This window comes from Ilumatobacter nonamiensis YM16-303 (assembly GCF_000350145.1).
In the GTDB taxonomy this organism is placed as follows: Bacteria; Actinomycetota; Acidimicrobiia; order Acidimicrobiales; family Ilumatobacteraceae; genus Ilumatobacter_A; species Ilumatobacter_A nonamiensis.
This window is the reverse complement of the sequence record NZ_BAOL01000088.1, coordinates 1-19,319: the sequence shown is the minus strand read 5'-3', so window position 1 is coordinate 19,319 and position 19,319 is coordinate 1. Positions and strand designations below refer to the sequence as shown.

Below are 19,319 nucleotides of genomic sequence, written 5' to 3'. Positions count from 1 at the left end.
ATCTCGTGATCTGTTCCAGCGCTCCGTGCGAGAACTGTTCACGAGATGCCTGGACGCGACGGGGCCCGGCGATTGCTCGCCGGGCCCCGTTCGTGTTCAGGATCTACGTGCGCCGGATTCGGCGCACCGGATCACTTGACTTCGACGTCTGCGCCAACCTCTTCGAGCTTGGTCTTGGCAGCGTCAGCATCTTCCTTGCTGGCCTTCTCGAGCAGCGGCTTGGGGGCGCCGTCGACGAGGTCCTTGGCGTCCTTGAGGCCGACGCCGAGCAGGTCCTTGACGACCTTGACGACCTGGATCTTCTGGGCGCCTGCGCCGTTGAGGATCACGTCGAACTCGCTCTGCTCTTCACCAGCGGGGGCGTCGCCGCCGGCCGCCGGAGCGCCGGCCGCAGCCACGGCCACGGGGGCCGCTGCGGTGACGTCGAACTTCTCCTCGAAGGCGTCGAGGAGCTCTTTGAGCTCGATCACGGTCAGGTTGGAAATTGCGTCGAGGATTTCATCCTTGGACATGGTGTTCTCTCTTTCGATTCGTTCGGTAGCCGGCTGATCCAGCTCCGTTGGTGATTTCAAGCATCGACATCCGCCGCACGGCGGGGGTCGGGATCAGGCGGCTGCTTCGCGCTCTTCGACGAGCGCGGAGAGTCCGTACGCGAAGTTGCGTGGCATCGCCTGGAGCAGACCGGCGGTCTTGACCAGGGGTGCTTGGAGCGCTCCGGCGAACTTCGCCAACAGCACGTCGCGGGGCGGAAGATCCGCGAGGACCTTCAGGTCGTCGGCCGACATGACGGTTTCACCCATCATGCCTCCCTTGACGACGAGCGCCGGGGTGGCCTTGGCCTGCTCGGTGAGCGCCTTCGCGGCGGCGGCGACGTCACCACTCACGAACGTGAGGGCGGTCGGGCCGACGAGATGCTCGGTGAGCCCCTCCATTCCAGCGGCCTGAGCCGCCAGCTTCACGAGGGTGTTCTTGTACACCTTGTGCTCGGCGCCGGCTTCGCGCAGTGGCTTGCGAAGGTCAGCGAGCTGACCAACGGTGAGCCCGCGGTATTCCGAGACGAACACGGCCGACGCTTCGTTGAGCTTGGCGGTGACTTCTTCGACCACTGCGACCTTGTCGGCGCGTGGTTCGTGTGTCTTCTCTGACATGTGCATTACCTCCTCTCGCTGCAACTCGGGGTGCTCGCAACGTGTGCGAACACTGTCGAGGAGCGAGCCGCCGGCCCATGGGAATGAGCGGCGGACGAACGTCGGAAGTGTGCACCTCGGTTGGCGACTCGGGGAGTCATTACCCGTCTCGGGAGACGGACCAACGGTCTTCGGCGAGAACCGTATGTGGATCGGGACGCAATGCTACGGGGTGATGTGCGGTTCCACTACCGATGGCGCGTGGTGCCGGACGAGCCGCCCACCCCGACAAGACCGCCGACCCGGTGGGCCCGTCGCCTCCACCGAATCGGCTGGTCTCTGTTGGTTCGGATGACCCCTCGGTGCGGATCACTCCACGACCGCGAAACCATCGCCAGACAGATTCTGGCGCATCCGTCCCCGGATTACAACTCGCAGCGTGGTTTTTCACCACTCAGCGAGTTCGTGCGATGTTCACGGACCCACCGCCGCCAGCCGATGGCACCTCCGACTCCACGGTCATCCGCGACACTGGGCGTCAGGCACGAGCTGGCCCGATGGAACCAGCGACGAGCGCCTGCACGAGAGGGGAACGTGACATGAAGTTCGGAGTCGTCGATCCGCAGACCGAGTTGGGCGGCGACCCCGAGGCGGTGCGCCGAATCGGACTGGCCGCCGAGGCTCTCGGCGACGACTACCTCCTGGCGTACGACCATGTGGTCGGCGCGGTCCACACCGACCGCGAGCCACCGCTGTGGGGCCCGTACTCGGAGAACGACCCGTTCCACGACCCGTTCGTGTTGTTCGCGTATCTGGCCGGGATGACCGAGACCCTCGAATTCGCGACCGGCGTGCTGATCCTGCCTCAACGCCAGACGGTGCTCGTCGCGAAGCAGTGTGCCGATCTCGACCTGCTGTCCGGTGGACGCCTGCGTCTCGGCGTCGGAGTCGGCTGGAACTACGTCGAGTACGACGCGCTCGGTCAACCGTTCGAGACACGTGGACGGCGACTGAACGAGCAGATCCCCTACCTTCGCCAGCTCTGGCACGGTGAGGTCAGCAGCCTCGACGGCGAGTTCGACCGACTCGATCGGGGCGTGGTGATCCCCGGCCCGCGCCGACAGATTCCGGTGTGGGTGGGCGGCTTCAGTCCTCCTGCGTTCCGTCGTGGTGTCGACCTCGGCGACGGGTTCATGTTCGCCGGCAAGGAATCAGCGGTGTACCACGCACTCGACGCGGTGAGGTCCCTCGCCCCGAAACGCGACCGCCCGCTGGACGACTTCGGTCTGGAGTACCTGGCACTGCGCGCGTCCGACGTCGGCGAGACGGTCGACGAGGCTCAGCGCTGGCGCGAGACCGGCGGAACCCACTTCGGTGCGGTGTCCATGAACGCCGGTCGCGATTCGCTCGAGGCCCACGTCGACTTCTTCTCCGATGTCGCCGACCGCCTGGACCTCGCCTCGGCTCACTGAACCTCCGTCGCGGCGACCTCGCGGAGAACTCAGGTGATGCGGCCGGCCTCGTGGAACTGCCGGGTCGGCCCGGTGTTGAAGCGCTGGGGTGTCATCCCGGCGGTGGTCTGGCCGGCATCGACGACGAGCGTGTGTCCCGACACGTAGCGGGACTCGTCACTCGCGAGGTACAACGCGGCCGCCGCGATGTCGTCGGGAACACCCGCATAGCCGAGCGGTGACCCCTTGGCGATCGACGCCGTCGTGGCCTCGGTGTCGCCGGCATCGCCGGTGGTGACCGCTGCGGTCATCGCCGTCACGGTGTTGCCGGGCGAGATCGCGTTGACGCGGATGCCGTACGGAGCGAGTTCGTTGGCGACCGACTTCGTGAGTCCGATCACCCCGTGTTTGGCCGTGGTGTAGACGTGCGGACCGAGACCGCCGAGGATGCCGGCCGTGCTCGAGGTGTTGATGATCACGCCCGAACCCTGCGGCTGCATCACCCGCGCCGCGTGCTTGACCCCGAGGAACACGCCGCGGAGCAGGATCGACATCGTGTGGTCCCACGCGTCCGCAGGCATCTCGGAGATCTTGCCGACCACGCCGACGATGCCGGCGTTGTTGAACATGACGTCGAGCCGACCGAACTCGGACACGGCGAGGTCGACCGCCGCGGCCACGTCGTCCTCGCTCGTGACGTCACAGTGAGCGAATCGTGCAGCGTCGCCGAGTTCGGCCACGAGATCCTTCCCGGCTTCGTCCTGGAGGTCGGCGACGACGACCCGCGCCCCTTCGGCGACGAACATCCTCGCGGTGCCGGCTCCGATGCCGCTCGCGGCACCGGTGATGACCGCGACCTTGCCGGCGAGCCGACCGTCCGAATCCGTGCTCATCCGATGAACTCCTGTGCGTCGTGGTGGAAGATCGCGTCCTGGATGCGTTCGAGTACGGCCGTCCAGAGCGCCATCGCCCGCTCACTCGACGTGTCGAGCGAACCGACAGCGAACACCGGGATGACCCATCCGTACACGACGGCGACCCGGTAGTCCTGGAAGAACTGATCGAACTCGTAGCCGGTCACTCCCTCGGCCACGAGCGTGTCGTGATATCGGTGCAGCAGCTCGTCCTCGTGCGCCCGACGATCGGCGATCGAGAGATTCTGGCCCAGGAAGTAGCCGACGTCCGACGCTCCGCCGCCGATGCTGATCGACTGCCAGTCGATCACCACGACCGAGCCGGCACCCCCGCCGCTCGTGTCGAAGAACAAGTTGTCGGCGCGATAGTCGAAGTGCACGAGCGTGTGCGGCATTCCGGCGAAGCGGTCGAGGAGGTTCGGGTGGCTCAACCCGTAGTTCTCGGCGATCGGCACCATCTCGGGGAGCAGCGCCGAGGAGAAGACCTCCTTGAATCCCGGCAGCGACGCGTTGTAGATGCCCTGGCCCGCCTTGTTCAGCGGCCCGTTGATCGTCGGGATGAACGTCGCGTCCTCGAGCCCCGAGCGGTTCCAGAACCGGGCGTGGTGGCGGGCCAGTCCGACCAGTGCTGCCTCGGCCTGCTCGGGCGACACGCCTGCGAGTTGGTCACCGAGTTCGAGATCGCCGAGGTCCTCGAGCAACAGCATGTACCGCTCGGACATCGGATCGTCGGACACGTCGCAGGTGACGTGGTAGAGGTCGGGCGTGCGGACCGGTGAGCGTTTGGCGATCTTCTCGTAGAAGCGGTGCTCGCGCTCGTACACCCGCGTCGGGTGCATCAGGGTGCGCACCTCCGGCGAGGCCGTCGGAAACTTCGCGACCACTCGCCCGGGTGCGCCGGCGGCATCGCCCGAGTACTCCACATCGATGCCGGCGACTTCACCCATGAATCCGATCCCCGCTGCGCCGGGGTCGGCGTGGACCGAGGACACCGTCACGTCCGGGCCGATCGTGCCCGAACCCTGCAGGGCTTCGGTCATCCAGTCGGCGGTGATCTCGCAGGTGGTCGTCGGGAGCGTGGTCATGCGGCGAAGCTAGTGAGACGTACCCCCACGACCGGGAGTCGGAGCAGACCTCACCTCGGAGCGCTCGTCCCGCTCAAGTGAGCACCACGACCGCGACGCCGTCGGCCTCGGTGACCCGGTGGCAGGGAACGCCTTCCCATGCGGGCGGCCCCGAGTGCGAGCCGTCGCGCACGTCGAACGACGCCCCGTGCAGCGGACAGGTGATCCCGAACCCGCGCAGCCGACCCTCGCTCAGCGGGGTGTCGGCGTGCGAGCAGTTGTCGGTGAGCGCGTACAGGTCACCCCCGGCTCGACACACGACGATTCCGTCGGGACCGATGTCTTCGAAACAGCGCAGTTGTCCGTCGGCGAGGTCACTGAGGTCGCCGAGTTCGATCCCGTGGCCAGCGTGGTCGTCGTCGGTCATGCACCGATCCTCTCGCGGCCGTCGGCTCCGCTGCGAACTCGACCGTGCTCCAGATCTAACCTCACGACCGTTCGGAATCTCGACCGGCCGGCGCAACGCGCCGGCAACGGTCGTCCAACGTTTCATCGGGGAGGGAGGCAGCATGATCAGGGGGATCCATCACGTTGCCATCTGCACGCCCGACCTCGATCGACTCGCCGCGTTCTACACCGACGTGATGGGTTTCGAGGAGGTGATGGCGACGTCCTGGCGCGACCGACCCATCGTGGACCGGATGATCGGATTGACGAACTCGGCGGCCCGTCAGATGATGCTCCGTACCGGCAACGCCCATCTCGAACTGTTCCAGTACGAGTCGCCGGTCGGAACGGTCGCCGACCCCGATCGCAGCCCCGCGAGCCAGGGCTACACCCATTTCTGCATCGACGTGATCGACATCGACGCCGAGTACGAACGGCTGTCGACCAACGGCATGAGCTTCCACAGCCCGCCGCCGACCCGCGACGAGATGAACGGCGGCCCGATCCGCGCGATCTACGCCCGCGACCCCGACGGCAACATCGTCGAACTGCAGGAGATCCTCGACCCCTCGGTGCCGTTCGCCCTCGAACGCACCGCCATGATCACCACCCCGGAGCAGGAGCCCACTGAATGAGTAGCAGCCGATTCGCGATCACCGATCTCACCCACCTCTACGCCGACGCCGTCGTCCGGCGCGACGCGGAACAGTGGGCCGCGACCTGGGCGCCCGATGCGGTCTGGGAGCTGGGCAAGGGTCGGAGGGTGGAAGGTCGCGAAGCGATCCTCGAACTCTGGAACTCGGCGATGGACGGCTTCCACGCCGTGGTGCAGAACGTGGTCAACTCGACCGCCACCCTCGACGAGGATGCCGGCACCGGTTCGGGGCGCTGCTACATCATGGAGCACTACGTCCGGGCCGACGACACACGCGGCATCCTCCTCGCCCACTACGACGACGAGTACACGCGTGTCGACGACACCTGGCTCTTCGCGAGCCGGGAGTTGATCGTCCAGTACAGCGGCCCACGCGACCTGTCCGCCCCGTTCCAGAATGCGTGGGGCTGATCGACGATGGCTGTTCTCACATCTGGATTCGCCGCGGAGAAGGGCGACGAACTCGCGCTGGCCGACGACACCGGCACGCTCACGTGGAACGAGTTCGACGAGCGCGTCAATCGACTGATCCACAGTTTCCGTGACGCGGGCATCGGGCCGGGCGACACGATCGCCGTCGTCAGCGGCAACTGCAACGAATGGTTCGAGACCGCGTTCGCGTGCGCCAACGCGGGCATCGTCTTCGTCCCGGTCAACTGGCACCTCGTCGCACCCGAGATCGCCTACATCGTCCACGACTCCGAATCGAAAGCCGTCGTGGTCGGTCACGACTTCGCCGACGTCGTCGCGACGGCGCTCGACGACGAGCGTTGCGCATCCGTCGAACTCGCGCTGGTCATCGGTGGCCCGACCACCGACAGGTTCCAGAGCTTCGATGACTTCGTCGCCGGCGGTTCACCGGACGAACCGGACGACCAGAGTTTCGGCGGGCCGATGTTCTACACCAGCGGAACGACCGGCAACCCGAAGGGCGTTCGTGGATCACTGACGAACATGCCCGAAGGCGCCGATCCGTCGATCTGGCAGTTGATCGGCGGCGGATTCGCCGACCAGATCGGGGGCCCCGGTCGAACCGTCCTGTGTGGACCGGTGTACCACTCGGCGCAGTGGGCCTACTCGTTCCTCCCGATGATCTCCGGTTCGGCAACCGTCATGCAGCACAAGTACGACAGCGCGGGCGTGCTGAAGCTGATCGACGACTACGAGGCGACCAACGTGCACCTCGTGCCGACGCAGATGAAGCGCCTCGTCGACCTGCCCGATCAGGTGAAGGAGTCGTTCGACGGTTCGTCGCTCCGGCTCGTGATCCACGGTGCAGCTCCGTGCCCACCCGCCGTCAAGCAGTCGATGATCGACTGGTGGGGCCCGGTCATCACCGAGTACTACGGCTCGACCGAGGGCTCGGTGATCACGATGATCGACTCCGAGGAGTGGATGGCGAAGGGAGGAAGTGTCGGCAAGCCCCTCGACAGCATGGAGGTGATCGTCGTCGGCGAGGACGGCACCCACGTCGGCCCGAACGAGTCGGGAACGCTCTACTTCCGCAACGCGATGGGGATGGACTTCGAGTACCACAACGCTCCCGAGAAGACCGCCGACAGCCATCTCGAACCGGGCGTGTTCACGACCGGGGACGTGGGTTACCTCGACGACGAGGGCTATCTCTGGCTCAGCGACCGCAAGATCGACATGATCATCTCGGGTGGCGTGAACATCTATCCCGCGGAGATCGAGAACGTCCTCGGCGGACATCGTCTCGTCGGTGACGTCGCGGTGATCGGCGTCCCGAACGAAGAGTTCGGCGAGGAGGTGAAGGCGATCGTCGTCCCGAACGACGGCGTCGACGCGGGCGACGAACTCGCCGCCACACTCACCGCGTTCTGCCGCGAGCAGCTCGCCGGATACAAACGCCCCCGGTCGTTCGACTTCGTCGATGCACTCCCCCGCACCGGCACCGGCAAGGTCCAGAAGGCCAAGTTGCGCGCCCCGTTCTGGGACGGTCGCAACACCGGCATCCTGTGACCACTCCGACTCCGATCCGCCGTTTCGTCATCACTAGTGTCACCGGTCACAACCCGAGAGAAGGCAGGCAGACAGGATGAGCGACGGTCGCGGCACCGATCAACAGGACGACAAGTGGATCGGGGACTCCGATCTCGGTGAGCGGTTCCCGGCCTGGACGCGCGGCAATGCAGCCGACGTGTTCCCCGATCCGTTCAGCCCGCTGGGCCAGAGCCTCGTCCTGAAGCAGGGGATGTCGCCCGCGTTGCGCGACGCGTACACCGCCCTCGGTGCGCTCGAGTACGACGAGTACGAGACCCCCGACACGCCGGACCTGTTCAAGATGTTCGGTGGCTACGTCTACAACCCGCTGACGTTGACCCGCATCCTCGGCGCCCGAATGCCCGGAGCGTCTCCGGAGATGATCGACCAGGCGTTCTTCGATGAGCGTGACGAGGTCCCGCCGTACGAGGAACACCCGTGGCACATCTCACCCGCCAACGAAGCGAAGCTCGGCGAATCCGTCGGCTGGGCGATGTCGGCCACGGAATCCCCCGAACTCGACGCCGACCGCGAGATGGTCCGCCTCCAGCGCTCGCAACGGCCCGATCTCGCGTCGATCACCGACGGTGCCCTGCTCGCCCGTGCCCGGTCGATGGTGCCACTCCTCCAGCAGACCTTCGAGAACGCGATGCGCTACTCGTCGCTGTCGGGCCTCGGTCCCGGGGCGCTCGGTGCGGTCTGCGAGGGACTCGGTGACCCGACGCTCGCGATCCGGCTGCTCGCGGGAATCGAGGTCGACTCCGCCGCACCATCGCATGCGATGTGGGATCTCGGCCGGGTGGCCGCCGCTTCCGACGTCGTGAACGCGGCCTTCGACACCGGACCGGACTCCGTCCTCGAGGAACTCCGGGCCTCGGACTCTCCCGACGCCGCCGACTTCCTCGAACGATTCGACACCTTCCTGTTCGAGCACGGTTCACGCGCACAGAACGAGTACGACCTGTACGCCACGTCGTGGGAGGTCAAGCCGCGCATCGCGCTCGCGGCCATCGACCTGATGCGTCGCTCCGACGAGAGCCAGGCGCCCACACATCGCCACGACGCATCCGTCGCGGAGCGCGATCGCATCGTCGCCGAGATCCGGGAGAGGGTCGCCGGCGACCCGGAAACGGCGGGCACGTTCGAGGCCGCGCTCGGCTCGGCCCAGCTGTTCCTCGCCGGACGCGAGCGAGCGAAGACGAACCTCGTCACGATCATCAACGAGATGCGCGTCGCGCTGCGCGAGTACGGCCGACGCCTCGTCGAGCGTGGCGTGATCGATCGCATCGAGAAGATCTTCATGGCCGACGACAACGAGCTCGATCGCCTCCGACACGCGCCCGAGACGATCGTCCCGACCCTCGACGCCCGCTACGAGCAGTTCCTGGAGCTGTTCGACCGCAAGCCGGTGTTCGTGGTGAACGGACGGGTGCCGGAGCTGTCGGAGATGACACCACGCGAGCACAGTGCCGAATCGGGCATCGTGGGGACCGTTCTCACCGGGTCCGCCGGATCGAGCGGTCTGGCAACCGGCCGTGCGCGGGTGGTCCTCGACGCAGCAGACCCGGAAGGGTTGGAACCGGGAGACATCCTGGTCGCACCGCAGACCGATCCGTCGTGGGTCCCGTTGTTCGTGCCCGCCGCCGGCGTGGTCGTGAACGTCGGCGCGATGGGCAGCCACGCGATGATCGTGTCCCGCGAACTCGGGGTGCCCTGTGTGGTGTCGGTCGCCGACGCCACCGACATCATCCCCGACGGCGCCACCATCACGATCGACGCCAACGCGGGCACCGTCACCATCGACGCCCTCCCCTGAAGGACGAGAATCGACGCGCGCCGCTCCGACCGAGCGCGCGAGGATGAGTTCATGGCCTCCACTGCACCGCTCCAGCACCTCGATCGCGCTCAACTCGAAGACACGCTCGATCACGTGCGGGCATCGCCGGCCGAGGGAACCCTCGAACTGATCGTCCAACGGCCCGGCGTCGACGAGCGGGTGGTCCTCGACGAGGCGCGCCTGAACACCGACGAGGGACTGGAGGGCGACACCTGGAAACAGCGCAGTTCCAAGCGCACCGACGACGGCAGCCCGCACCCGGACATGCAGCTGAACATCATGAACTCTCGCATCCTCGGTGCGATCGCCCAGTCCGCCGACCGCATGGAGCTGGCCGGCGATCAGCTGATCGTCGACATGGACCTGTCCGACGCCAACCTGCCTGCCTGGACGAAACTCGCCGTCGGCGACGCGGTCATCCAGATCACCGACCAGCCGCACACCGGTTGCGCCAAGTTCAGCCAGCGCTTCGGCGTCGAGGCCCACCGATTCGTCAACAGTGAGGTCGGCAAGGAACTGCACCTACGGGGCATCAACGCCCGCGTGGTCTCCCCCGGGACGATTCGCCGAGGCGACCCGATCCGCAAGCTGTGAGACGTCGACGGGGGCCCGACCCCCGTTGACATCAGCGGCGGGAGTACGGCGCGGGGGAACGGCCGTGCTCGTCGACCAGGTCGAACTCGGCTCCGAGGTCCTCGACCCACTGGATCGAACCCGACCGCTCCATCAGATCCGGCGCGCTCGCCAGCGCGGCAACGGACCGACCCACGACGAGTGGCGTCTGGGCACCGTCGATGTCGATGTCACGCACGCCCGACGACTCCACGATGAACTCGGTCGACACCGATCCCGGATACAGCGTCACGCACGCGACGCCTTTCGGCTCCAGCTCGATCGCCATGTCGGCGCCGAGCCGGTCGAGCCCCGCTTTGCCGGCCCCGTACGACGAGCTGAAGTGGTAGCTCTGTCCTCCCGGCGACGAGACGTTGCAGATCAACGCACCCGGGGCGGACTCGAACAGCAGCGGCGCGGCGTGCCACGACGCGACGTAGTGAGAGCGGAGACCGATTCCGACCTGGTCGTCCCAGATCGAAACGGGATGGTCCCAGAATCCACCACCCCACGCCGGCGGATTCGGGATCTTGTAGACGTTGTTGACGAGGATGTCGAGCTTGCCCTGGTCGGCGCGCACCCGGTCGAACAACGCGGCGATCTCGGTATCGACGCCGTGATCGGTCCGCACGGGAATCCCGGTGCCGCCTGCTTCGTCGACGAGCGCAGCGGTGCTGTCGATCGTGAGCTCGCCAGCGCCCGTGCTGCGCCCGGTGATGTAGACCGTGGCCCCCTGTTCGCCGAGTGCGATCGCCGTGCCGCGCCCGATCCCGCGGCTCGACCCGGTGACGACCGCGATCTTGCCATCGAGTGCGCCGACCATCAGACGCCCGCCTTCGGGGTCACGTCGACGTCGAGGCGTTGAAGACCACGGAGCATGAAACTGGGGAAGTACTCGAACTCGTTCGTGTCGGCGAGCTCGAAGCGCTCGACCCGGCGAGCGAACTCCTCGAGTGCCACCTTTCCTTCCAGCCGAGACAGCGCTGCACCGAGACAGAAGTGGATGCCCTTGCCGAACGCGAGATGGTCGCGCAGGTTGTCGCGATCGGGGTCGAAGCCGTCCGGATCGTCGAACAGCTCCGGGTCGCGATTCGCCGCGGCGAAGAGGATCATCATCGTGGCCCCCTTCGGGATGTGCACTCCCTCGAGTTCGTGGTCGGTCGTCGAGATCCGGAACATCCCCTGCGTCGGGGTCGACATCCGCAACGCCTCCTCCACGACGGCAGGTGCGCGTCCCGGGTCGTTCTGGAGCGCCGTCCACTCGTCAGGATTCTCGGCGAGCAGCCGAACGGTCTCGGTCAGGAGCTTGGTGGTCGTCTCGTTCCCGGCGACGAGCAACTGCTGGACGATGCTGAGCATCTCGGGCATGTCGAGCGGTCGCTTGTCGGTGACGTCCGGATCGTCATCGTCGACGCGCGCGTTCAGGAGGTTCGTCAGGAGGTCGTCCTGCGGAGCGGTCTTTCGTTGCTCGAGCTGCTCGGCGAAGTAGTGCTGGAACTCGTTCACGCCGCGCTCGGCTTCGATCCGATCGTCGATCGAGATGTTCGTCCCGATGCCCGCGATCGAGTCGTCCGACCAGCGCTTGAAGTCGGCCAGGCGCTCGTCGGGAACGTTGAGCGCGTGCGCGATCACCTCGACGGGGAGGGGCACGCCGAACTGCTCGACGAACTCGATCCGCCGCCGACCGGACCGGTCCCCGGCACCTCCGTCGTTCCCCTCGGCGAAGATCGCGTCGAGGAGTCGGGTCGTGATCGAGCGGATCACCGGTTCGAGCTCGGCGATCACCTTCGGTGTGAACGCCTTCGACACCAGACGCCGGTAGCGGGTGTGCTCGGGCATGTCGGCGGTGAGCATCGTGGACACCCGCGGGTAGCCCTCGGCGACGACGTCGGCCATCCGCTCGCGCCCCTCGCCACCCATCCCGCCGCCGTTCGACACGCCGAACTCCGACGAGTACGTCTCGACATCGCGGATGACCTTCAGCACCAGGTCGTGGCGCGTCACCAGGTACATGTTCATCGACTCGAGGTGCAGAACGGGCTGCTCCTCACGCATCTGCGCGTAGTGCGGGAACGGACACTGCAGCGCGGCAGGGTCGAATGGGTTGAAGGTCTTCAGGTCGGTCATCGGTGTCTCCTCGGAAAGAGAATCGGGTGTCGGGTCGGTGTCGGTCAGAGCTCGGAGAGCACGTTCTTCAGCATCGGGAGCTCCATGCCGCGGGCCATGATCTCGTCCATCCCACCGACGACGCCGGTGATGTTGGCGAGCACGATGTGTTCCAGACCGTTGCGGGCGTAGCCCTCGAACTGGGTGGCGAGTTCGTCCGTGTTGCCGATGAACAGAACCTCTTTCACCATGTCGAACGGAATCGTGTCGGCCAAGTCGCGCAGGTCGTCAGCGTCGAGGTCGTGGATGATGACATCGACGAAGCCCTTCGAATCGTTGCCGAGCGGATGCTGGAGGCCATGGGACTCCCAGATGTGACCCATCGCGAACAGCCCGAAGAGCTTGCCGAGCGGTTCGCGTTCGAACATCTCGGCGGCCGCGTCCTGGCTCTCGGAGAAGAGCACGAACGGCAGCAGGGAGTTCACCGGTGCCGGCCGGCCCGCAGCTTGCGCGTGCTCGGCGACGACCTTTGCCTTCTCCCCGTACTCCTCGGGCTTCATCCACCATGCCGGGATCCAGCCGTCGCCGTACTGCCCGGTCAGTCGCAACATCCGCGGTCCGTGACCGGCGACCCACACGGGCGGACTACCGCGGCCCTCGGCGTGCAGTGGCAGACCCATCCGGCCGACACCACCGTCGGCCATCTTCCCCGTGTCGAGCAGCGAGCGAAGGTCGCGCAGTACGTCTTCGAGAATTCCGACCGGTGTGTCGAACGGATAGCCGAACGGCAGCAGGCTCTCCGCCTCGCCCGAACCGATCCCGAGGATGAAGCCACCCTGGTTGAGATCGTTCAACGTCAGGGCGGTGCGTGCGAGATCGGCGGCGCCCCGACGTGTGGCGTCGGTGACCGAGATCCCGAACGGACGGTCGGTCATCGTCCCGACGACGGCGCCGTAGCAGAACGGGTCGTAGAAGGCGTCCGGATCGGCGGCGAGCGCGGAGAGTGGCGTCTCGCTCCACAGGTCGGGGTGGAACACGCCGAGCATGTGATCGGGCGACCAGTAGGAGTCGAACCCGACCTGCTCGTACACCTCGAGCATCTGCGCGGTGCTGTCCCACGGGAACTGGGAGGGAAGGTTGATGCCGACTTTCATGAATGCTCGTGTGCTTTCGTTTCGTGATGCGTTGATGGTGGAGAGAGGGGCACCGCCGGGTCAGGTACCGGCAAGACGTTCGACGATCGGAGCGGTCGCCTCGGCGTTCGACGCGCCGAAGGTGATGTAGGAGATGCCGTAGGTCTCGCGACGTTCGACGATCTGATCGCAGATCGTGTCGACCGAGCCGATCAGCGCGTGCGGGTGCTCGGCGAGCTGCTCGGGTTCGAGCGCGAACATGGGCGCCATCTGGCCGAGGGTCGCGTCGCGCTGGTCGGTGACGACGGTGAAGTACGCCCCGATCTCGATCTCGAGGTCGTCGAAGCCCCGCCCGTCGGTGCGGTGCTCGGCGCCGGCGCGGATCCAGTCGATCTTCCGAGCGGTCAGCTCGGCGGTGCTGCTGCCCACGCCGTCCGGGCCGATCTTGCCGGAGCTGTTGTCGAAGTTCAGACTGACGATGTCGGCCTCGCGGCCGGCGATCCCGAGAATCCGTTTCGCTCCCCCACCGATCATGATCGGCGGCATCCCCTTCGGCGGTTTCGGCAGACCCTCGAAGCCCGAGGCGTTCACGTGGTCGCCGTTGATCTCGACCGGGCCATCGCCGAAGCTCTGGCGGATCACGTCGATGGTTTCCTCGAACCGGTCGATCCGCACGCCGGCGCGGTCCCACCGGACGCCCATCGCCTCGTACTCGCCCTGCAGCCATCCACACCCGAGGCCGAGCTCGAGACGGCCGTCGGAGAAGAAGTCGAGCGTGGCGAGTTCCTTCGCGAACACCACCGGTTGGCGGTAGTCGGTGCAGAAGACTCGCGACCCGACGCTGATCGTGTCGGTCGCTTCGATCGCCACGGCCATCGCCGGCATCGCGGCGACGTTCTGAACCGGGTGATTGGTCGCCGCGAGCGCAGGCCCCGGGCCGATCACGTGGTCGGCGACGCTGAACGTGGAGAAGCCGAGCGCCTCCGCGCGACGGGCCTGGTCACGCCAGTCCTGCGGACTCTCGGCGGCGTAGCTCTGCACGCCGAAACGGAACGGACGGCTCATCGAGCGTGCTCCGCCACAGCGTGGCGGGGGTGTTGCCGATTGGGCCTGACCTGCATCTACGTTCCCCTGTTCTGCCTGCGCGAACCGTGTTCCGGTCCGCTGCGTGGCGAACCTAGCCCACGAGTTACTTTATGGACGTACGGAAAGTCACCGGACGTTCGAGGGAGCCGCAGATGCAAGCCGACACCGAGACGGAGATCGAGACCAGGACCACGTTCTGTCGGGTCTGCCACGCGGCGTGCCCGATGGAAGTCGACGTCCAGGACAACCGTGTGCTCGCGGTCCGTGGCGTGATGGACGACCCGCTCTTCGAGGGATACACCTGCATCAAGGGCCGTCAGATCCCCGACCAGATGGCCGACCCGAAGCGGATCCGCACATCGCTCCGCCGGCGCCCCGACGGCACGTTCGAGGAGACTTCGAGTGGCGATGCGATGGACGACATCGCCGCGAAACTGCGCGAGATCATCGACACCCACGGGCCGCGTGCGGTCGCGTCGTACACCGGCACGGGTGGCTACCAGAACTCGGTGGCGGTCGGTGCCGCCCGCGCGTTCCACCAGGGGCTCGACTCGGTTTCGTTCTACACGTCGGTCACCATCGATCAGCCGGCCAAAGGCCTGGCGATGTTGCGGATGGGCGGTTGGGAAGCCGGCTACCACTCGTTCACCGACTCCGACGTCCACATGGCGATCGGCTACAACTCGATGGTCTCGTCGTACGCGCCGATCGGCGGCCTGCAGGGCACCAACCCGTTCACGGTGATGCGTCGCCGCAAGGCCGAAGGGATGAAGTTGATCGTGATCGATCCACGACGGACCGAACTCGCGAGCTTCGCCGACATCCACCTCCAGATCCGCCCCGGTCAGGACACCACGCTGCTCGCCGGGATGATCCGCATCGTGCTCGAGGAAGGACTGCAGGACCACGAGTTCTGCGAGCGCTGGATGGACCAGATGGGCGAACTCGAAGCCGCCGTCGACGGCTTCACGCTCGACCTGGTGGCCGAACGCACCCAACTCGATCCGGACGACATCGTCGCAGCCGCCCGGATGTTCGCTGCCGGACCACGTGGTACGGCGGGCACGGGAACCGGGCCGAACATGGCCGCCCATTCCAGCCTCACCGAACACATGGTGACCGTGCTCAACACGATCCTCGGACGCGTCAACCGTGAGGGCGATCTGATGGAGAACGGCCTGCTGCTCTACCCCGAGATGCCTCACCGGGCGCAGGCAACCGCGCCACGCAACCCCGCCAATGGACCCGAAGCACGCATCCGCAATCTCCGCGGCTACCGCGGCGAGATGCCGGCGGCGACGCTCGCCGAGGAGATCCTCACGCCGGGCGACGGCCGGATCCGGGCGTTGATCGTGAGCGGTGGCAACCCGGTCGTGGCATTCCCCGATCACGAACTGACGATGAAGGCGATGGAGGACCTGGAGCTGCTCGTGGTGATCGACTATCGGATGACGCCGACCGCCGAGATGGCCGACTACGTGATCGCGCCGACACTCCCGCTCGAACGCGCCGACGTGCCACACCTGATGGACCGCTGGTTCCGTGCGCCGTACACCAACTACACCGAACCGGTCGTCGAACGCGACGGCGACGTGCTCAACGAATGGGAGGTGTTCTGGGAGTTGGCGTCACGGCTCGGCAGCACGCTCCCTCTCCCGGGTGGCTCACCCGACATGACCGTGCGCCCCGACACCGACGAGATCATCGACCGCACCTACCACGGCTCGCGGATGCCGCTCGACGAGGTGCGTGCGAACCGGCGCACCGTGCATCTCGACAAGAAGCTGGTCGTCCAACCCGCCGAGGAAGGTGCCTCCGCGAAGCTCACGCCGGCTCCCGACGATCTGATGGCCGAGTTGGCCGAGGTGCTCGGCGAGACCGCCGACACGTTCGCCGGAACCGATGTGTCGGCCTACCCGTTCCGCCTCGTCAGCCGTCGACTCAAGCACGTCCTCAACTCGACCGGCACCGAACTCCCCGGCCTCGCCCGGAAGGGCACGACGAACCCGGCGTACATGAACCCGACGGACGTGGAAGCGCTCGGGCTCGAGGCAGGCGAGGTGATCGAGATCAGCTCACCGAAGGCAACGCTGCTCGGCGTGGTCGAACCCGCTGACGACGTCAAGCGCGGTGTGATCTCGATGGCCCACTCGTGGGGCGGCCGATCGGTGTCCGACGAGAAGGTCCGGGAGATCGGTTCTCCCACGTGCCGACTGGTCTCGACCGACGTCGGGCACGACCCGGTGACCGGCATGGTCGTGTCGAGCGCGATCCCGGTCGCGGTGGCGAAGGCGACCGAGGCCGTCGCATGAGGGAACGCCCGACCGACCGTCACGATCCGAAGGAGTCCTGATGGCCAAGATCGACATCCCCGATGGCGAGGGCATGGAGGCCAAGCGGATGTGGCAGCTCGCACCCCACCTCGGTGCGGCGATGGGGGCGATGGGCGACGCCGTCTACGCGAAGACGAGCCTCTCGGTCCGCGAGCGTGAGGTCGCGCGGATGCGCGTCGCTCAGCTCAACGAGTGCCACGTTTGACTGAACACACGGGCTGCATCGGCGATGCAGCAAGGAATGAGTGACGAGCTCTACGCGGCGGTCGAGGACTTCCGGAACCACGCCGAGTTCACCGAACGCGAGAAGGTCGCAGCGGCGTTCGCGGAGCAGTTCGCGATCGACCACACGGCGATCGACGACGCGATGTGGGAGAGGCTCCACGCCGTCTTCTCCGACGTCGAGATCCTCGACCTGACCACCCTCGTCGGCTTCTGCGTCGGCATGGGGCGGGCCTACCAAGTGCTCGACATCGCCCGCGACTTCGACGTCCTCTGGAGCCGCGAACCCGACACGTAGGCCGATTTCCACACGGCTGCCTCACACCTCCGACCTCGGCGCCGACCCTCAGTTCTCGACTTCGGGCAGCCAGAAGCAACAACGCTCGACGTCTCCTCGAAATCTCGACTGCGATACGGCATCAGCCGGCTCGGATCGATGGTGGGCCGGTGGCACGGCTGGTGCCGTCGGGGAACCGGACGGTGAGTTCTCGTCGTGGTCCCATCGTGACCACCCATCCGGCGTCGTGGATTCGGTGGTGGTGCTCGGAGCAGACGGGCAACAGGTTGTCGAGATCGGTCCGACCGCCGTGACGCCACCACACGAGGTGGTGCAGCTTGCATCGATCGAATCCGACCCCACATCCCGGGATCGCACACTCCGGATACAGCGCCCGCAATGCCCGGCGCTGTCCCCGACTGGCGAGACGAGTCGCACGACCGAGGTTCAGGCTGCCCGGAGCGTGCAGGACGACCCCGTCGCGGACCACGACCGTGTGCACATCGGCGTCGACGACCATCTCGCCCAGCACCTCGTGGGGCACCTCGATCGGGAGGGGCCAGGTGACGTTCGCTCCCGGCGAACACCGCCCTGCGGGACCTTGCCGCGCACTCGGGTCCGCCGGTGCCGGTGAGCTGCCACCGATGTCGATGACCGCCACGAACTCGGGGCGCCCGACACGACGGCCCGACACGTCACCGCACGCGATCCGTGCGAATGCGAGCGCCCGCAGATGCTTCTGCTTCTCGGGTGGATCGGACGGACACGTCTCGGGCACCGTCTCGGCGAAGAGTGCCTCGACGGCGCGATCGAGCGCAGCCGACACCGACAACGCCGTCACCGGATCGAATCGACCCCGAACGTTCCACATCCCGTCGTCGTCGGTCCAGGTCGACATCGACGTCGCTCGCCGCTGCCGCTCGAGCCGCTCCGCACCGCCGTCGCGTTGGATGTCGCGCACGGCGGATCGGATCCGACGATCGAACTGCTCGACCGTCGACGACGCCGCCGACGGCACCAGTTCCTCGACCCGATCGAACAGTTCCCGACGCTGCACCGGCTGCAATCCCTTCGCCATGCGCGTCACCACGTCGACGTGACCTGCGGTGACCGTCGCATCATCGAGCGCATCGGCCAACCCCGGGACCGCGTCGAGCGTCCGGCTCCGATCCATCGTCCTCGACGCCCAGTGACCCTCGCGACGACTCCGCGATCATCGCCTCGGGGAACGACGAGACCTCCGCGATCCGTCGAGCGATCTCGGCCTCGGCCGCATCGCAGAATGCCCGAACCGAGCGCACATTCGCCAACGAAGCCTCCAACTCGGTCAGCACCGCGTCGGCATCGGCGCAAACTCCGGCCACCCGCCGGACACACCCGAGCACCTCCTCGACTTCCATACCCCCAAACATACGTTCGGGGTGTGACAGAGTTTCCCGAAGAAGAGAGTCGCGAACTCGGGGGTGATGAGCGGAGCGATCCGCGTTCGTCGCAGCTCCGCGGCCGCCGTCTGTCGGAGGTGTCGATCCCGGCCGCCGGTGCGTCAGCGCTGGGCGAGCCACCAGTCGGCGACCGAAGCCGCGTAGCGGTCGGTGTAGGTCACCGCGAGGTCCGATGCCCCCTCGGGTGCCGGCTGCATGTCGGTCGGCACGAGCGGGCTGGCGCCGACAATCGGGTCGACCCATTCGAGATGGATGTTCTCGACGACCTGACCGATGGCGGGCGACGCCTCCTCGTGGTGGTCGCTGACCTGGTGCACGATGAAGGCCCGGTGGTCGTCGAACGACAGCAGCGTGTAGTACGTCTGCGGGTCGGCGCCGCGCCAGTACTCGTAGCGACGCACGTCGGTTTCGTCCGCGTGCGTCCGCTCGTACAGCGTGCGGGCGATCTGTTCGAACGCATCCTCGCAACCCGGTTTCACCGTGATGTGTGCCAGCAACGTCGCCATCACCCGACAGTACGGTCACGCCCCCACCCCCAGCGACCCGCGCGCCGATCAGCGTTCTCGTGATCAGTTCCAGTGCTCCGTGCGCGAACTGTTCACGAGAACG

At 66.7% G+C, this 19,319-nt stretch carries 21 protein-coding genes; 9 read left to right on the top strand and 12 right to left on the bottom strand.

Going from position 1 to position 19,319, the window contains the following annotated elements; genetic code table 11:
• Nucleotides 1-131: 131 nt before the first annotated feature.
• Both rplL and rplJ read right to left on the bottom strand, forming a co-directional pair.
• Complete coding sequence (rplL, locus tag ON45_RS10270; RefSeq protein WP_040493623.1) at nt 132-512, bottom strand: 50S ribosomal protein L7/L12; 381 nt, start codon at nt 510-512, stop codon at nt 132-134.
• A gap of 93 nt (nt 513-605) precedes the next feature.
• Nucleotides 606-1,148 (bottom strand): 50S ribosomal protein L10, encoded by a 543-nt coding sequence (gene rplJ / locus ON45_RS10265; RefSeq protein WP_040493630.1) that lies wholly within the window; start codon nt 1,146-1,148, stop codon nt 606-608.
• A gap of 578 nt (nt 1,149-1,726) precedes the next feature.
• On the opposite strand from rplJ, the gene ON45_RS10260 reads away from it, so the two are divergent.
• A complete protein-coding gene (locus ON45_RS10260) occupies nt 1,727-2,599 on the top strand; it encodes an LLM class F420-dependent oxidoreductase (RefSeq protein ID WP_040493621.1) in 873 nt (290 codons plus the stop codon).
• A 29-nt stretch (nt 2,600-2,628) separates the two neighbouring features.
• Here the strand turns inward: ON45_RS10260 and ON45_RS10255 are convergent, their stop codons facing one another.
• The 3 genes from ON45_RS10255 to ON45_RS22690 all read right to left on the bottom strand — a co-directional run bounded on the left by ON45_RS10255 (nt 2,629) and on the right by ON45_RS22690 (nt 4,983).
• The gene (locus tag ON45_RS10255) at nt 2,629-3,471 is read right to left on the bottom strand and encodes a glucose 1-dehydrogenase (protein WP_051062849.1); all 843 of its coding nucleotides are present in this window, start codon (nt 3,469-3,471) and stop codon (nt 2,629-2,631) included.
• Nucleotides 3,468-4,577, bottom strand: a complete 1,110-nt coding sequence (locus tag ON45_RS10250; protein ID WP_040493620.1) for an aminoglycoside phosphotransferase family protein — start codon at nt 4,575-4,577, stop codon at nt 3,468-3,470. The genes ON45_RS10255 and ON45_RS10250 overlap by 4 nt, the downstream gene beginning before the upstream one ends.
• Before the next feature lie 73 nt (nt 4,578-4,650).
• On the bottom strand, nt 4,651-4,983 hold the full coding sequence (locus ON45_RS22690; RefSeq protein WP_040493619.1) for a Rieske (2Fe-2S) protein: 333 nt from the start codon (nt 4,981-4,983) through the stop codon (nt 4,651-4,653).
• A gap of 142 nt (nt 4,984-5,125) precedes the next feature.
• Between ON45_RS22690 and ON45_RS10240 the strand changes: the two genes are divergently transcribed.
• From ON45_RS10240 to ON45_RS10220, 5 genes are all read left to right on the top strand, one after another.
• Nucleotides 5,126-5,638: a VOC family protein gene (locus ON45_RS10240; protein WP_040493628.1), complete on the top strand. Its 513-nt coding sequence runs from the start codon at nt 5,126-5,128 to the stop codon at nt 5,636-5,638.
• Entirely contained in the window at nt 5,635-6,069 is a 435-nt protein-coding gene (locus tag ON45_RS21385; RefSeq protein WP_051062845.1) for a nuclear transport factor 2 family protein, read from the top strand. Before ON45_RS10240 ends, ON45_RS21385 begins: the two co-directional genes overlap by 4 nt.
• A 6-nt stretch (nt 6,070-6,075) precedes the next feature.
• The gene (locus tag ON45_RS10230) at nt 6,076-7,641 is read left to right on the top strand and encodes an AMP-binding protein (RefSeq protein WP_051062843.1); all 1,566 of its coding nucleotides are present in this window, start codon (nt 6,076-6,078) and stop codon (nt 7,639-7,641) included.
• A gap of 76 nt (nt 7,642-7,717) precedes the next feature.
• Nucleotides 7,718-9,478: a PEP-utilizing enzyme gene (locus tag ON45_RS10225; RefSeq protein WP_051062841.1), complete on the top strand. Its 1,761-nt coding sequence runs from the start codon at nt 7,718-7,720 to the stop codon at nt 9,476-9,478.
• 51 nt (nt 9,479-9,529) lie between these two features.
• Nucleotides 9,530-10,093 carry an MOSC domain-containing protein gene (locus ON45_RS10220; RefSeq protein WP_040493617.1) on the top strand — a complete coding sequence of 188 codons (564 nt, stop codon included), beginning with the start codon at nt 9,530-9,532 and terminating at the stop codon, nt 10,091-10,093.
• A gap of 31 nt (nt 10,094-10,124) precedes the next feature.
• Here the strand turns inward: ON45_RS10220 and ON45_RS10215 are convergent, their stop codons facing one another.
• From ON45_RS10215 to ON45_RS10200, 4 genes are read right to left on the bottom strand one after another with little or no spacing between them, the layout of a single operon-like run.
• Complete coding sequence (locus ON45_RS10215) at nt 10,125-10,934, bottom strand: SDR family NAD(P)-dependent oxidoreductase (RefSeq protein ID WP_040493616.1); 810 nt, start codon at nt 10,932-10,934, stop codon at nt 10,125-10,127.
• Nucleotides 10,934-12,238: a cytochrome P450 gene (locus ON45_RS10210; protein WP_040493614.1), complete on the bottom strand. Its 1,305-nt coding sequence runs from the start codon at nt 12,236-12,238 to the stop codon at nt 10,934-10,936. The genes ON45_RS10215 and ON45_RS10210 overlap by 1 nt, the downstream gene beginning before the upstream one ends.
• Before the next feature lie 44 nt (nt 12,239-12,282).
• Nucleotides 12,283-13,371, bottom strand: a complete 1,089-nt coding sequence (locus ON45_RS10205; RefSeq protein WP_040493613.1) for an LLM class flavin-dependent oxidoreductase — start codon at nt 13,369-13,371, stop codon at nt 12,283-12,285.
• Nucleotides 13,372-13,431: 60 nt separating this feature from the next.
• Complete coding sequence (locus tag ON45_RS10200) at nt 13,432-14,415, bottom strand: TIGR03621 family F420-dependent LLM class oxidoreductase (protein WP_040493611.1); 984 nt, start codon at nt 14,413-14,415, stop codon at nt 13,432-13,434.
• Between the two features lie 173 nt (nt 14,416-14,588).
• Between ON45_RS10200 and ON45_RS10195 the strand changes: the two genes are divergently transcribed.
• From ON45_RS10195 to ON45_RS21375, 3 genes are read left to right on the top strand one after another with little or no spacing between them, the layout of a single operon-like run.
• Nucleotides 14,589-16,748, top strand: coding sequence for a molybdopterin-containing oxidoreductase family protein (locus ON45_RS10195; protein WP_040493609.1), 2,160 nt, complete (start codon nt 14,589-14,591; stop codon nt 16,746-16,748).
• 40 nt (nt 16,749-16,788) lie between these two features.
• On the top strand, nt 16,789-16,974 hold the full coding sequence (locus ON45_RS21380; protein ID WP_051062840.1) for a carboxymuconolactone decarboxylase family protein: 186 nt from the start codon (nt 16,789-16,791) through the stop codon (nt 16,972-16,974).
• Between the two features lie 36 nt (nt 16,975-17,010).
• Complete coding sequence (locus ON45_RS21375; RefSeq protein ID WP_051062839.1) at nt 17,011-17,289, top strand: carboxymuconolactone decarboxylase family protein; 279 nt, start codon at nt 17,011-17,013, stop codon at nt 17,287-17,289.
• Between the two features lie 121 nt (nt 17,290-17,410).
• On the opposite strand, the gene ON45_RS10185 is transcribed toward ON45_RS21375, so the two are convergent.
• The 3 genes from ON45_RS10185 to ON45_RS10175 all read right to left on the bottom strand — a co-directional run bounded on the left by ON45_RS10185 (nt 17,411) and on the right by ON45_RS10175 (nt 19,216).
• A complete protein-coding gene (locus tag ON45_RS10185) occupies nt 17,411-18,442 on the bottom strand; it encodes an HNH endonuclease signature motif containing protein (RefSeq protein ID WP_040493606.1) in 1,032 nt (343 codons plus the stop codon).
• On the bottom strand, nt 18,387-18,668 hold the full coding sequence (locus tag ON45_RS23790; protein ID WP_040493605.1) for a hypothetical protein: 282 nt from the start codon (nt 18,666-18,668) through the stop codon (nt 18,387-18,389). Before ON45_RS23790 ends, ON45_RS10185 begins: the two co-directional genes overlap by 56 nt.
• Nucleotides 18,669-18,811: 143 nt before the next feature.
• Nucleotides 18,812-19,216 (bottom strand): putative quinol monooxygenase, encoded by a 405-nt coding sequence (locus ON45_RS10175; RefSeq protein WP_040493604.1) that lies wholly within the window; start codon nt 19,214-19,216, stop codon nt 18,812-18,814.
• Nucleotides 19,217-19,319 lie beyond the last annotated feature (103 nt).